Source organism: Flavobacterium sp., from assembly GCF_023151265.1.
GTDB lineage: Bacteria > Bacteroidota > Bacteroidia > Flavobacteriales > Flavobacteriaceae > Flavobacterium.
Genome location: NZ_JAKLJH010000068.1, coordinates 1 through 13,022 on the forward strand (window position 1 = coordinate 1; position 13,022 = coordinate 13,022).

The window sequence follows — 13,022 nt, forward strand, 5'->3', positions numbered from 1 at the left end:
TTCGATCCGCCAGGTTATTACAAAAATCCACTATCTATTGGTCTCGATGTTGAAACAGGCGGACACATTTTTCAATTGATATTTACCAATTCACAAGCGATGACCGAAAGTGGTTATCTTACTACTGCCAGTGGTGACTGGAGGGTGGGTGATGTGTTTTTTGGATTTAATTTATATAGAGTGTTTTAAAAATATAATTCATGAAAAAATTTTTATGTATATGCATTATTGTGTTTTTTATAAGTGCCTGTGAAACTACCACTTATGAAGATATTCAAGGAAGCCAAGCAATAACAGGACCAATAACGTATAATTCGCATGTCAAAAATATTGTTAGTACCTATTGCTCAAGTTGTCATTCAACAGGCGGTACTGCCTCTTTCAGACCTTTTACTACCTATGAAGAAGTAAAGGATGCCATCCAGAACACTAATCTGTTAGACAGAATTCAACGCCAAAATGGTGAACCTGGGCAAATGCCGCAAACTGGCAGAATGCCACAAGATAAAATAAATACTATAATCCAATGGAATTCAGAAGGGTTAGCAGAATAATAATTTTTTTAAACTTTAAGTATGAATAAAATAGTTACACTCTCATTGTTAATGATACTCTCAAATTATAGTTATGGACAAAAATACATCACAAAAAATGGAAACTTGAAGTTCGAAGCTTCAGTTTCAAGTTTTGAAGAGGTTAAAGCTATAAATAATAAAACAATGGCGATAATTGAAATTTTAAAAGGTGATTTGGTGGTGATGACATCCATAAAAGACTTTCATTTTAAATCGGCTCTTATGGAAGAGCACTTTAATGAAAACTATATGGAGTCCGATAAATTTCCAAAGGCAACCTTTATTGGGAAAATTGAAGGATTTGAGATTTCCGATATTACCTCAGTAACAAAAAGCTATAAAATCTCTGGTGATCTCACACTGCACGGTAAGACAAAAAAAGTGAATACGACTGTCGTTGTATCTATGCCTTCTGGGAATATATCGCTGATGGGAAATTTTGAGATTAAACCTGAGGATTATGGAATTACCATACCAAAAATAATGTGGAATAAGATTGCTGAAAAAGTCATGATTAAATATAGTCTAACTCTTACCAAACAATAAGTCATGAAGCTGATAATATTACTCTTTTTTGTGTCAACTGTATGTGTAGCACAAACCATAAACAACAAAGATATATTTGATGTGGCACGGAATGGAACTATTGAAGACGTTAAGGTATTGATGCAAAAAAACAAAGACACTATTAATGCAGTCAATACTAACGGCTTTACGCCATTATTGCTTGCCTGTTATAGAGGAAATAATGGTGTGGCTGAATATTTAATAAAAAAGATAAATGACATTAATTATGTCAGTCCAAGTGGGACTGCACTTGCTGCTGCGGTTGTAAAAGGAAATTACTATCTAGCTCAAAAACTACTCCTTTATCAAGCAAACCCAAATCTATCTGATGAACAGGGAATGGTACCGTTAATGTATGCAGTTCAATTTAAGAATATAAAACTGGTGCAATTATTATTAGAGCATAAAGGAGATAAATCAGTCAGAGATAAGTCGGGAAAAACACTGTTTGAATATGCTTTTTTCACGGAAGATCAAGAAATAATCAATTTACTAAAACAATAATCTTATGAAATCAAAACTACTAATTTCTTATCTGCTACTGTCTGTAATTGGACTACATGCACAAACAAAGTCAACAGGAACAGTAAATCTCCTGGCAGGAATGAGCGCAAAATTAGACCTTAACAATACTACCTCTACTGCAACTCTCTCACTTAGCGGTCCATCAGATCGTTGGTTTGCACTCCAAATTGGATTGTTCGTAAACGGACAGGGAATGGAAGATGGACAAGATGTTGTTTATTATAATGGAACAACATTGGTTGACGCCGTGCATAACGGTATTGGTACAGCTCCGACACAAGATTTCAATGACTGGACTGTATTATCTAATACAGTAAATGCGGGAGTTAGAACAGTAGTAGCGTCTAGGGCATTTAATACTGGCAGTGGGAACGATTATAGTTTTGTATATGCTAATTCTAACATTGATTTTGCTTTTTCTAAAATGAGTACAGCCAGCTACACATTAGCATACCATGGAGTAAGTAACAGAGGTTACTTGCTTAACGTTCCATTTACCACTTTAGGTGTAGAAGATTTTGAACAACCTAAAGATGTTATTGTGCTTTACCCAAATCCGACCAGTAATATTTTTTCTATCGCGTCTGATGTTGAAATTCAAATAGTAAAAATTTATGATATATATGGAAAGTTAATTAGGAACTATTCTAAGCCTAATGGACAGATTGCTATCTCAGATTTATTAGTAGGAATCTATTTTGTGGAAATTACAACTATCGAGAATGTAGTTTCAGTTAAAAAGGTTATTAAAGAATGAAAAGAGAAATAATTATTTATTGTTTTTTGATTTTAATGGCTGTAATAGGCTGCAAAATTGATACATCATCAAAACCAATTATGCTAAAGATTGACTTGAAACCCAGTAGTGCAAGTAAAGTTACAGGAACGGCAGTTTTTACTGAACGGAATGACATTGTTTCGCTAGTTGTTACAATGAAGAACTTAAAACCAGGCGTACACGCTATACACATTCATGAAAAAGCTGATTGTTCTGCAGTGGATGCCAGTTCTGCAGGTGGTCACTGGAATCCAACTTTTAAACCTCATGGCAAATGGGATTCGCCGTCTTGCCATAAGGGTGATATAGGAAATTTTACAGCAGACGAAAATGGTAATGCAAGGCTTTCAATGAGTACCTCTGAATGGTGCATTGGCTGTGATGAACCTACTAAAGATATTTTAGAGAAAAGCCTCGTTGTCCATCAGGATGCTGATGATTATGTTTCACAACCTTCGGGTAATGCAGGAGCTAGAATTGCCTGTTTAGGAATTATCCGATGAGTAGTAATTGAATCCCAATTGTAAAATTGTAATTAAAAACAAGATTACTATTGGGGGAAATACTAAGTTAAAATTAGAAGTACCAATCGTTATTAAATAAAAATCATGAATAATCTAGAAAAAAAAGCATGTATAATACCGTCATGCAGCAATTTACTAAAACCGCCGATGCCATTAAATTAGATCCAGAAATAAGAAAAATATTAGAGGCCACTACCAACGAGATTGTTGTTCATTTTCCGGTAAAGTTAGATAGCGGTAAAATCAAAATTTTCACAGGCTATAGAGTGCAACACAATAACGTATTAGGACCATACAAAGAAGGGTTGAGGTATCATCCATCTCTTAATATTGGTGATGCTAAAGCTTTAGCTATGTGGATGACTTGGAAAACTTCTTTAGCTGGTCTTCCTTATGGAGGAGCAAAAGGAGGAATACAATTAGATCCAAGAGAATACTCTCTTTCAGAATTGGAACGGATTACCAGACGGTTTACTTATGCGCTTGGTGACAACATCGGACCTGAGTATGATATACCAGCACCAGATGTAAATACCAACGAGCAGACAATGGCTTGGATTTCCGATACTTACATGTCAGCTAAACCTTCTTCTGAACGGTCTCGAAATAAACACATAGTAACCGGGAAACCAGTTGGTTCGGGCGGACTTGAGGGGAGAGACCGATCAACAGGATTTGGCGTATTCTTAAATATTAAGTTATGGTATGAAAGCCAAAATGAAAACCTGGATGGAAAAACGTTTATTGTACAAGGTTTTGGGAATGTAGGATACTGGACTTCTTATTTTTTGTCGAAGGAAGGTGCAATACTAATTGGTGTACAGGATACCCATGCTACTCTTTATAATAAAAATGGAATTGATGTAGCTAATTTACATAATCATTGCAAACCTCGAAAAGGATCAATCAAAGGTTATGCGGATGCAAGGGAGATTACCTCGGAAGAGTTTTTCGGGCTGGAGTGCAATATACTTATACCGGCTGCCATGGGAAACCAAATCACGTGTGATAATGCACATAAAATTAAAGCAGAGTTAATTGCAGAAGGTGCGAATGGACCTACCGATTTTGAAGGAGAATCTATTTTACTGGATAGAAAGATTACCATTATTCCAGATATATTGTGTAATTCTGGAGGCGTTATAGGTAGCTACTTTGAATGGTTGCAAAATCGTAATGGAGAAATATGGCATTTAGAAGAAGTAATGTTAAAGTTGGAAAAAAAGATGATAGAGGTTTTTAAGAAAACCGAGTTGATAGTGAAAGAAAATCATATTGATTGGCGTTCAGCTGCGTACATAATGGCTATTACCCGAATTGAAACTGTTTATAGACAGCGAGGTATATTTCCATAATCAATATTAAAATTGAAAAAATTAGAGTAAAGAAAGAATGTGGTGTCCTAGTCGTGAAGGAATGAATATTAAATAATTATGAAAGAATGCACTAAAAAGATGTAACTATTTGCAAAATGGTTATCTGTATTCCCAACTCTTAGTTCGCTCCATTTCGCTAATGTACGTTTTCAATAGTGAGAATATTTTTTTCGTTCAAGAGTAAAAAGAAAAAATTACATTTCAAATGCCACTCCTTCCCAACGCTCCAAAAAAATTTACTGGCACAGTTTTTAGAAAAAACACGTACGCTTCGCAACTTGCGCCAGTAATTTTTTTCCCCAAGCTTCTTTACATAATGTGGCATTATAGTGCATAGGGACTATCCTGCTACTAATCAAAATCTCGGATGCACTATAATAACATTATGTAAAAAAGCCGCTCACCCAACGCTCGTGCCAGTGGCTCTAGGACAACTTTTTTTGTAGCTCCCATCGCATCACCCAGCTACAAAAAAAACCGTCCTTCGCCACTGGCTTTAAGAACATTCACCATTTCATAGGAATAGTTTCGGTTACCATTGCTTTTATGAACGTTCACGGTAACTGTTTTTATCAACTTTGCGTTTAAATAGGAAGTGTTTTCATTGCTTTTGTAAGTTCTAAAAATGGCTTTAACTTTTAGTGATTTGCCTGTGGTAAATCCATTTTTAGAACCCACAAAACCAAAATCCCCAGTAAGAGTATCATTTTTTATTTGCCAGAAACCCCACAGTAATTACTCCAGCGGAAAAGCTGATGCCATACCGTTTTAAAAAATAATCTACTGCCAACTGAACAACTGCGACTGCCAACTGAATTTCAGGCATCAGCTTTTCCACTAAAGCAATCAAAAACATTCCAATAAGCAAATAAAAAATGATACCCTTACTTGCGCTACTGCCACATCGCACTAGGTAGTTTAATGCATTGTTTTTTGAAGATGCTTCACCTTTTCATAAGACATTTTTCTGCTAACTGAACACTCCAACTACAAACTTACTTACAGGCATCCTCAAAAATCAAAGCCGTAAGAAAGAGTATCAAATTTTTTGGCCGGATGAATAGCTTTTTTATTTTCTATTTGGTTTATTCATCCATCCAAAGAATTTGATACCCTTTCCAAAGACGTCTATCTTTCAAATCAACTTTCAATACTTCAGATAAAATCCGATTAAACAAGGACATCTGATTGGAAATAGCCAAGTAAAAATAAAATTCCGATTTCAATAAAATGGCTATTCTCAATTTCCGATTAAAAAATAAATAAAAAAGAATTGAAAATTTCAAAAAAAAATAAATAAAAAAAGGAAGCAAAGATAAGTTCCAGGTATTCAAAAAAGCAAGTTCAAGCCCTTCGGGTTTCAGAAAAAATCTCCACCCAAACAGTTTCAAAACACATTTTAACTTCCGATTAGACGCTTCCGATTTCAATCACGTATCGGGTAGTATTTTTTCTGAAAAACTTGCTTTTTTGAAACCTTCCACTTGGACGAATGGCTTTCTTTTTTTCTTTTTTTTCTTTTGAAAAATTTTTATGGGCGGAGCGTAGCGAGGCACACCTGCATTCATCAGAAACTCAACAGAAAATTAGAAGAAAACCTAATTTTTAAATCCGAAGCCATGATGAATTTTATCGTTAAAACCCACAAGAAGAACATCATTTACAGCAAACCGCACTTTTTTGTTTTAAACAAAGGAATGAACAGCGGTAAGCCCCAAAATGAGCCATTCACAAACAGTTTCGTAATCATATTTGATAGTGAAACTGATTGCGAAAATATTTTTTGGATTGCATACAGCTTGTGGAAATCTAAATTCTGGCACCAGCATTTAGTAGGCTCTGTAATTTCATTTTTACGTCTTCCTGATTTCAAAAGAGAGTTTTTTCCAAAGTCAAAGCTCTTGATGGAAGAACACGAAGCACATTTGAAGCATGTTGAAGCTTTAAAACTTTTGGAATCAAAAGAAAAACAATTTCACGAAAACATCAATTTAATCAACGATATGCGTAGAGTTATTGTGCATCGCTATTGTAACAGATAATTTATATATAATCCTTAAAATCAATTCTATGAGTGTATTTCTATTATTTCAAACCGATAGTTGGAAGTCAAAAGCTTCAAGAGTTTTCTTTGGAGCTTTTGATAGCAGAGCAAAAGCATTAGATTATGCAAAATACAACGATTTGTATTGGTATAATTCAGAAGTTGTAGTGGTTGAGGTGATACTCAATCAATTTGGAGAAGTTTAATATTGAAAATGCCTAGTTTTTAGCTAGGCACTTTATTTTTTATACATTCATAAAAATTAAATCGCTTTTTAAATTTAATTTCCAAGTAAACCAAGATGTTTGAAACCAACTACCTTTTTTTTCTTTGATGAAATTAAATCGTTTACTTGGTATCAAAATCTGGACTTTGTGCTGCTGGAACATTTCGCTTCGCTTTTTGCCTTCCAGAGTTGTTATAGGTAGCAACATCATAAAAGGTTTGTCCAATTCAAATGCTCTTTTCAAGAATTGATCTTTCAAAGAATAAGGAGGATTGGTTATAATCAAATCATAATGCTGAGGTTCGTATTCAAAAAAGTCCAAACCATCTTTTATATGTGATTTAATTACTTCAAAACCATTTCCTTCTAAAACATTAACAATTTCACTATTCTCAATGGCGGTGCATTCCCATATAATTTTAACAGTATGAGGAATATAAGGAAGAATACACTCTATAGCTTCTTTTGGTGTGTATAATTCGTCAAAAGCACCTCTTTTGATATAATCTATTTTGTTTTGCATCATAACAGTTATTATTAAGTATAAAAGCCCATTCCTTTCGGTTTGGGCTTTCATTTTGTTTAACCCAAAGGTCACCACAACTAGAGTTAAACTTATTTTTTGTGCTTCTTACAGAGGTATTTGAGCAACACCGAAATTGAAAAACTCACCACAGCTCCAACAGTTGCTAAAATCACTGTCTTAATCAAATCTTCTGAGTTCAAATTCGGTACTATACTCAAAAAAGTACCTCCGGCAGTTCCAACTAAAGTTGAATTACTGTGGCTGTTCATTCTTCTCAACAGTCAACTGACTAACTGCTGAAATAACACCACCAGCAACAGCTACATAACCACCAACGGTTGTCACAATTACTGGCAAAGAAACTGGTGCAGTTAAAACAGCAGTACCAACAGTAGCCAATACCAATCCAATAGTTCGAAGCACTTTAAAAAACTTTGGTGTGGGAGCACTCGCTCTCTCTACAATTTTATTCATCTTTTTACTTTTTGTCATTTCCGCTAAGGCGGAAACCTATTGAACAATTAATTCGACACTTTCTTTGCTATCCAAAGCTTGATAAACAATTCTTTTAAGCTTTTCAAAAGCTATTCGAGACATCCAACCAAGCCCTGGACCAGAAAGTTTAGTAACAGGAGCAATACAGCCTTGTAATTCCTTTTGAGCATTATTGGCAGGATGAAAAAGAATAAATTTTCTGTTCGGTACATCCAATACTTCCAAATGCCATTTGTATTTGGCACTGTATCGCTTTCTAATAAAATATTTCCCCTCCGGAATGCAGGAAACCTTCGTTTCGTTCATCTTCCACGGTAATTCAATTGTATTGCAAATCAACTTACTTTCGCATTCGAGTTTACCATTTGTTCCATCAGGGAAATAAGTTCTTGACAGTACTAAAACCATCTTCTACAAGCCACTAACTTGTACCAAGGAAAGTGGATTAAACGCACCATTTTTTAATGGATACATTTGTCCATTAATTTCCTGATAGAACTCTAAACCAAGAGCCAAAAACAAGGGCTTAGTACTGTTAGGCGTTACAGTATTTACCTGATTAATAGCTACTGTCGGAACTGCATTCCAAGGCAAAATAGCAGTTTCAGAATTCTCTACCACAAACGTTTCTGCTTCAAAATCAACTTCAGCTCCAGCAGAAATGACTTTAAAATGTGTGGTTCCAGATGGTGCAGCAATCATGTTTGCAGGCACAAAAGGTGCTAATGTAACAGATATTTCTCCCGTAACACGGTCAATTGCACCAACAAATGGAGCATACAAACTAGTTCCAAGTTTCCCACGAATGTTAAACTCAAAACCAGCAAGTAATTCTGCCTCACCATCAATCACATTTCTCAAACCTCTTTCGCTTACCAAATCAGCTTGGATAACTTTTACCATTCTTTGGGTTAGTCTACTTACCATTCTGCTATCTGCAGAATTCAAAAGCAAAGCTCTCAAAGAAGTTCTCAAAATCTTTCCGGCTTTTCCAGCACGTCCAAACTCAGCTCCATTTTCTCGCGTTCTTTGAAACGCTGGGTCACTGGCAATTCTACTCGCGTCAATTCCGCCTTTTTCTCTCGCTAAATGCCCATCTTGAGTTTTGTAAAAGGTAATATCCCCGATAGTACCTTTCAATTTAATTATGCCTTTCTGTCTAGCCATAACTTCAAAATTTAATTCAACATATGGTTTGCTTTTACAAACCTCTCACGACTCCATCATTCTAAATTTTGTTGCAACAGTTTCAAATGATCATAACAAAGATTACATCACATTTTACCAAAGAAAAAATTGGTAGTGTACAATATGTCCAAAATCGACACAAGTGTCCATAATGAGCATAAAAACACACTATATCAGTTTAAAAAATTATAAGTAAATTGCAGAAGATTTTCTGCAAGTCAGAAGGTAGTCAAAGCCTAATCAAAGGCATAGATAAAGTATGAAAGCGATAACGAAAAGAATATGTATCTATCCAAAAGACATTGAACGAATCACAGGCAAGAGTTACAGACAAAGCACCAGGATATTAAAAGCAATCAAGAAAAGCAACAACAAACTTGATAATGAATTAGTAACAATTGAAGAGTTCTGTCAATACACAGGTTTGAAAATTGAACAAGTAGAACCGCTCATTTTTGGATAAGATTTTGAAATAACCAAATAGAATATTTATTCTTAAAAAACTGTCGATGAAATTCTTAACTAGTTCATTTTTTAATACGAATGAATTTGGTCAATACCTCGTTATTTATTAACTTTACTCTATTAAGATTTAGTGATAATTGTATTCCAAAAAAGGAGCATTATCGAGACCAAGCAGTTTTTAAAGTTTATATTTTATTATATATCAAGGGATTGGAAATAAGGTTTTGAACCCTCATCGCCCACCAAAAAAAATCCCACAGAAATGTGGGATTTTTTTATGAAAATAAATTTAAAAAATAAGCTGTCCCATTATGGACAGCTTATTTTTATTTAAGATTGTATTGAGTTTTTTACTCTTTTATGAAGCGTTTTGTTCCAATAGATTTTCCATCTGTAATTTCAATAATATAAATTGCAGGCATAAGTGTTCCAACATTTAACGAATTATTTTCGATATAACCACTAGCTACTTGTTGCCCCATTTGATTAAAGATTCGGTAAGAAGTTGATTCTTTCATTTCTGTGAAATTAACAATGTCTCCTTTTACTGGATTTGGATACAATTTAAAATCAAGTTTTGATGTTTCGTTTATTTCTTCTTCCTTATTTTCAATAGTAGTAATTTCTTGTGAATTTCTTGTTGCAATCGAAATAATATTGATAGAATAATCTTCAACTTCTCCGTTTGTAAAAACTTCACATGCCGAAGGTAATGCGTTGTATTTCATAGAAACTCTCATTCTTGTAGTTCCAGTTAATGCATTTGTAGGGATGTATACAGGGCCACTAACAGAAGAGTTTTTTGATCTTGATTTTGAAAAGACAAGTTCTGAAGATTCAAATATTCCATTTTGGTTAAAATCTATCCACACATTATAAAATTCTACTCTTACTGTACCCATCCATTTTGGTGTAATCATAATTTTTTCGGTTGAACCTAAGGATACAGAAGTAGACATTGCACTATAATTACCATAACCATTATTATTACCCGATATATTATCTATTGTTCCCATAAACACTCGGTTTATGTATTCTCCAGAAGTGTTTCCGTTTGAATTACAATATGTTGGAGTAGCTACTAAAGTATTAGCTAAAGTTGTTACATTTACAGTATTACTTGCAAGAGAAATGTTTCCAGCAGCATCTTTCGCTTTTACATAGAAGTTGTAAGTTGTAGATGCATTTAAACCATTAACAGCTAAAGTTGTTGTAGTTGTGCTAGTTTTAAAAACACCATTTTGATATACATCATAACCTGTAACGCTAACATTATCAGTAGAAGCTGTCCAAGATAAATTCGTGCTTAAAGTTGTAGTTCCTGAAGCTGTAAGTATTGAAGCCGTTGGAGCGGTTGTGTCGGCTACAACTGAACTAGAAATAGTGAAATTGGTATTATTAACATCAAAGAATATGTGATTGCTACCTTTAACCATGATTCGGTTAGTTGTGCCAGGAATATTTGGAATTACTACATTTTGAGAACCATCATTTGGAGTTCCTGCAAGTAACGTAGTTGAAAATGTTTGCCCTCCATCAGTCGATAATAAAATATCAACATTTGCACAGTTTACACCATTTGTATTCGTGCCAGCAACTGTCCAATTGATGGTTTGAGTACTTCCTGCAGGATAAGAAATTGCAGTATTTTGAGAGTCTACTGTAAAAGGACCAGCAACACCATCAACAGTTACAATCATGTCGTCTGTATTGTTTGCTCCTCCTCCAATTTTGTTATCTCTAACTGTCAATCTAAAGTTTAGGGTTCTTGCTACACCGGGTAATGTTTCCGAAATAATTCTTGAACCTTGAGTAGAACTCAATCCAGCTAAAATCGTGTTCATATTTGGAAAATAACGTGTTGATGAAGTTGAAGGATTGTATGATCTAAATATCGGGCCTGTTGTAGCAGCGCTTGATGGCACTGTTGTAGTTGCATTTCCTAAATCTAGTTGTTCCCAAGAGTAAGTAAGTGCGTCAGTACTATTAGCATCTGTAGCAGTGCCTTTTAACATAAAAGGAGTTCCTTTTGGAATGGTATAATCTATTCCTGCATTTGCTACTGGTACAGCGTTTCCAGTTAATATAATTGTTGCACAAGTTTTAGTTTTGATTATATCGGTAACTTGTTGAATGCTAATAGAATGAAAATAAGCATCAACATATTGTTGAATATCTTTAATAGTTACTCCAGCATATCCCATGATTGTTGATCCGCTTCCAGGTTCTAGTTGCGCGATAGTTCCTTCATTTGTATATGTAAAAGTATGGTTGGCTCCTAATTGATGTCCCATCTCATGAGCTAAATAATTAATATCAAAAGCATCACCTTGATTATTAGTAGAATTTGCACAGGTGTAAGCTCTACCTTTAGAATTATCTATACCAATTGACCCTCTAGCTCCAGCATCTCCGCTATTAACAGTTCCTGCACCTAATAAATGACCAATATCGTAATTGGCTTCTCCAATAATTGAAGTTAAAATAGTTTGATTTTCTGTTTTCCAATTTGATTTATATGCATAATCTGAATAAGGATCTGTTGTAGGGTTGGTGTAAATAAGTGTGTCGTTATTTGCAATAAGAATTAGTCTAACTCCAAAATCTTTTTCAAAAACACCATTAATTCGAGTCATGCTATTGTTCATGGCAGCTAAAGTAGCAGCTTTTGTTCCTCCAAAGTAAGCCGCATATTCAGCTGTACAAGATAAAGCTAATTTAAAAGTTCTTAATTTTCCATCATCTGCACCTCTTAAATAAGTAGTGTTGTTGTTTGATTGCACCATATTAACAGCTTCATCTATAACATTACACTCAAATTTTTGAAATGCTTTTTTCTTGTCTGATTTTTTATAAACCGAATATGAAATTAAATCGTCCGACACTGGCTCAATAAATACAGCTGATTGATCAGGATATAACGTCATAGATTTGAATCCAAGTGGTGAAAAACTGAAGTAAGCACGAGCATTTGGATTATCAATTCCAACAGCCATATAGGATTTTATTTCAGGATATTTTGCGGCTAATTCTGGAGCCATAATGGAGTTTTCATAAACTTTGAAGTTTTCTAATTTGCCTTCTCCATTTGGCAGTGTTATAATCAAATTAGAAGTAGTGTTTATGTTTTTTCTTTTTGGAGATGTACCTAACATTTTCTTCATTGTTCTTAAATCTAATTCAAAAATGTTTTTTTGAGGTAAGTCGGTTTTAGTAATTCTTTTTGAAATTTCACTTAAATTACTTTTTTTCCATAAATCATTTTTGTTTTGAGCAGTTCCTAATGTAATTGTAAGTAGTAGAGTAGTAAAAATTAATTTTCTCATAGTCGTTTTCATTTTGTTAACCGCTTCAAAACTAAACATTTAAAAAAATATCATCGATGAAATTAACAAAAAAATCGATGAAATACACTATATTTAAAATGTTTGTAAGATATAGCCTAATTTTTCGACTCTGTTTTTTAAGAAAAATGTGTAATTATTTGAAAATCAATAATTTTTACTTTTACTTTTCGTAAGAAAATAGTTCAGCAATTTTCGATAAAAAGCTAAAAAAGATTATTAAAGGAATTTTATGTGTTTTTTTTAAGTTTCTTTTCACATTAAAATGTAGTTAAACGAACATTTATATTGTTACATCTATAGCGTTTATTTATAGTATAGAAATTGCTTTTAGTAATTTAAAAATAAATTATAAGTAGTTGATTATTAATTAGTTGTTAAAAAGTTAA

At 33.9% G+C, this 13,022-nt stretch carries 15 protein-coding genes; 10 read left to right on the forward strand and 5 right to left on the reverse strand.

Annotation, left to right across the window (positions count from 1 at the left end):
• From L6Q46_RS07770 to L6Q46_RS07810, 9 genes are all read left to right on the forward strand, one after another.
• Positions 1 to 189: DUF5777 family beta-barrel protein (locus L6Q46_RS07770; RefSeq protein WP_291283833.1), on the forward strand; the 189-nt coding region annotated here is incomplete at its 5' end.
• Positions 190 to 200: 11 nt separating this feature from the next.
• The gene (locus L6Q46_RS07775) at positions 201 to 554 is read left to right on the forward strand and encodes a cytochrome c (protein WP_291283834.1); all 354 of its coding nucleotides are present in this window, start codon (positions 201 to 203) and stop codon (positions 552 to 554) included.
• A 21-nt stretch (positions 555 to 575) separates the two neighbouring features.
• Positions 576 to 1,121, forward strand: coding sequence for a YceI family protein (locus L6Q46_RS07780; RefSeq protein ID WP_291283835.1), 546 nt, complete (start codon positions 576 to 578; stop codon positions 1,119 to 1,121).
• 3 nt (positions 1,122 to 1,124) lie between these two features.
• Positions 1,125 to 1,646, forward strand: a complete 522-nt coding sequence (locus L6Q46_RS07785; RefSeq protein WP_291283836.1) for an ankyrin repeat domain-containing protein — start codon at positions 1,125 to 1,127, stop codon at positions 1,644 to 1,646.
• A 4-nt stretch (positions 1,647 to 1,650) separates the two neighbouring features.
• Complete coding sequence (locus tag L6Q46_RS07790) at positions 1,651 to 2,424, forward strand: T9SS type A sorting domain-containing protein (protein WP_291283837.1); 774 nt, start codon at positions 1,651 to 1,653, stop codon at positions 2,422 to 2,424.
• Positions 2,421 to 2,948 carry a superoxide dismutase family protein gene (locus L6Q46_RS07795; RefSeq protein WP_291283838.1) on the forward strand — a complete coding sequence of 176 codons (528 nt, stop codon included), beginning with the start codon at positions 2,421 to 2,423 and terminating at the stop codon, positions 2,946 to 2,948. Before L6Q46_RS07790 ends, L6Q46_RS07795 begins: the two co-directional genes overlap by 4 nt.
• A 128-nt stretch (positions 2,949 to 3,076) precedes the next feature.
• Positions 3,077 to 4,324: a Glu/Leu/Phe/Val dehydrogenase gene (locus L6Q46_RS07800; protein ID WP_291283839.1), complete on the forward strand. Its 1,248-nt coding sequence runs from the start codon at positions 3,077 to 3,079 to the stop codon at positions 4,322 to 4,324.
• A 1,640-nt stretch (positions 4,325 to 5,964) separates the two neighbouring features.
• Positions 5,965 to 6,387 (forward strand): hypothetical protein, encoded by a 423-nt coding sequence (locus tag L6Q46_RS07805; RefSeq protein ID WP_291283840.1) that lies wholly within the window; start codon positions 5,965 to 5,967, stop codon positions 6,385 to 6,387.
• Between the two features lie 28 nt (positions 6,388 to 6,415).
• Positions 6,416 to 6,595, forward strand: a complete 180-nt coding sequence (locus tag L6Q46_RS07810) for a hypothetical protein (protein WP_045968899.1) — start codon at positions 6,416 to 6,418, stop codon at positions 6,593 to 6,595.
• A gap of 39 nt (positions 6,596 to 6,634) precedes the next feature.
• On the opposite strand, the gene L6Q46_RS07815 is transcribed toward L6Q46_RS07810, so the two are convergent.
• From L6Q46_RS07815 to L6Q46_RS07835, 4 genes are all read right to left on the reverse strand, one after another.
• Positions 6,635 to 7,141, reverse strand: coding sequence for a class I SAM-dependent methyltransferase (locus L6Q46_RS07815; RefSeq protein ID WP_291283841.1), 507 nt, complete (start codon positions 7,139 to 7,141; stop codon positions 6,635 to 6,637).
• A gap of 252 nt (positions 7,142 to 7,393) precedes the next feature.
• Positions 7,394 to 7,615, reverse strand: coding sequence for a hypothetical protein (locus L6Q46_RS07825; RefSeq protein ID WP_187657893.1), 222 nt, complete (start codon positions 7,613 to 7,615; stop codon positions 7,394 to 7,396).
• Positions 7,616 to 7,651: 36 nt separating this feature from the next.
• Complete coding sequence (locus L6Q46_RS07830) at positions 7,652 to 8,044, reverse strand: DUF5675 family protein (protein WP_291283842.1); 393 nt, start codon at positions 8,042 to 8,044, stop codon at positions 7,652 to 7,654.
• A gap of 3 nt (positions 8,045 to 8,047) precedes the next feature.
• On the reverse strand, positions 8,048 to 8,803 hold the full coding sequence (locus L6Q46_RS07835; protein ID WP_291283843.1) for a hypothetical protein: 756 nt from the start codon (positions 8,801 to 8,803) through the stop codon (positions 8,048 to 8,050).
• A 280-nt stretch (positions 8,804 to 9,083) separates the two neighbouring features.
• Here L6Q46_RS07835 and L6Q46_RS07840 point away from each other — a divergent pair, with 280 nt between their 5' ends.
• Entirely contained in the window at positions 9,084 to 9,287 is a 204-nt protein-coding gene (locus L6Q46_RS07840) for a hypothetical protein (RefSeq protein WP_288112393.1), read from the forward strand.
• 352 nt (positions 9,288 to 9,639) lie between these two features.
• Here the strand turns inward: L6Q46_RS07840 and L6Q46_RS07845 are convergent, their stop codons facing one another.
• Positions 9,640 to 12,615, reverse strand: a complete 2,976-nt coding sequence (locus tag L6Q46_RS07845; protein WP_291283844.1) for a reprolysin-like metallopeptidase — start codon at positions 12,613 to 12,615, stop codon at positions 9,640 to 9,642.
• Between the last annotated feature and the right edge of the window lie 407 nt (positions 12,616 to 13,022).

What these genes read in the sequence shown, in the direction of transcription:
- L6Q46_RS07815 (WP_291283841.1), bottom strand. Translation starts at nt 7,141, where the DNA reads ATGATGCAAAACAAAATAGATTATATCAAAAGAGGTGCTTTTGACGAA.
- L6Q46_RS07805 (WP_291283840.1), top strand. Translation starts at nt 5,965, where the DNA reads ATGATGAATTTTATCGTTAAAACCCACAAGAAGAACATCATTTACAGC.
- L6Q46_RS07790 (WP_291283837.1), top strand. Translation starts at nt 1,651, where the DNA reads ATGAAATCAAAACTACTAATTTCTTATCTGCTACTGTCTGTAATTGGA.
- L6Q46_RS07835 (WP_291283843.1), bottom strand. Translation starts at nt 8,803, where the DNA reads ATGGCTAGACAGAAAGGCATAATTAAATTGAAAGGTACTATCGGGGAT.
- L6Q46_RS07830 (WP_291283842.1), bottom strand. Translation starts at nt 8,044, where the DNA reads ATGGTTTTAGTACTGTCAAGAACTTATTTCCCTGATGGAACAAATGGT.
- L6Q46_RS07845 (WP_291283844.1), bottom strand. Translation starts at nt 12,615, where the DNA reads ATGAGAAAATTAATTTTTACTACTCTACTACTTACAATTACATTAGGA.
- L6Q46_RS07785 (WP_291283836.1), top strand. Translation starts at nt 1,125, where the DNA reads ATGAAGCTGATAATATTACTCTTTTTTGTGTCAACTGTATGTGTAGCA.
- L6Q46_RS07840 (WP_288112393.1), top strand. Translation starts at nt 9,084, where the DNA reads ATGAAAGCGATAACGAAAAGAATATGTATCTATCCAAAAGACATTGAA.
- L6Q46_RS07775 (WP_291283834.1), top strand. Translation starts at nt 201, where the DNA reads ATGAAAAAATTTTTATGTATATGCATTATTGTGTTTTTTATAAGTGCC.
- L6Q46_RS07825 (WP_187657893.1), bottom strand. Translation starts at nt 7,615, where the DNA reads ATGAATAAAATTGTAGAGAGAGCGAGTGCTCCCACACCAAAGTTTTTT.
- L6Q46_RS07810 (WP_045968899.1), top strand. Translation starts at nt 6,416, where the DNA reads ATGAGTGTATTTCTATTATTTCAAACCGATAGTTGGAAGTCAAAAGCT.
- L6Q46_RS07780 (WP_291283835.1), top strand. Translation starts at nt 576, where the DNA reads ATGAATAAAATAGTTACACTCTCATTGTTAATGATACTCTCAAATTAT.
- L6Q46_RS07795 (WP_291283838.1), top strand. Translation starts at nt 2,421, where the DNA reads ATGAAAAGAGAAATAATTATTTATTGTTTTTTGATTTTAATGGCTGTA.
- L6Q46_RS07800 (WP_291283839.1), top strand. Translation starts at nt 3,077, where the DNA reads ATGTATAATACCGTCATGCAGCAATTTACTAAAACCGCCGATGCCATT.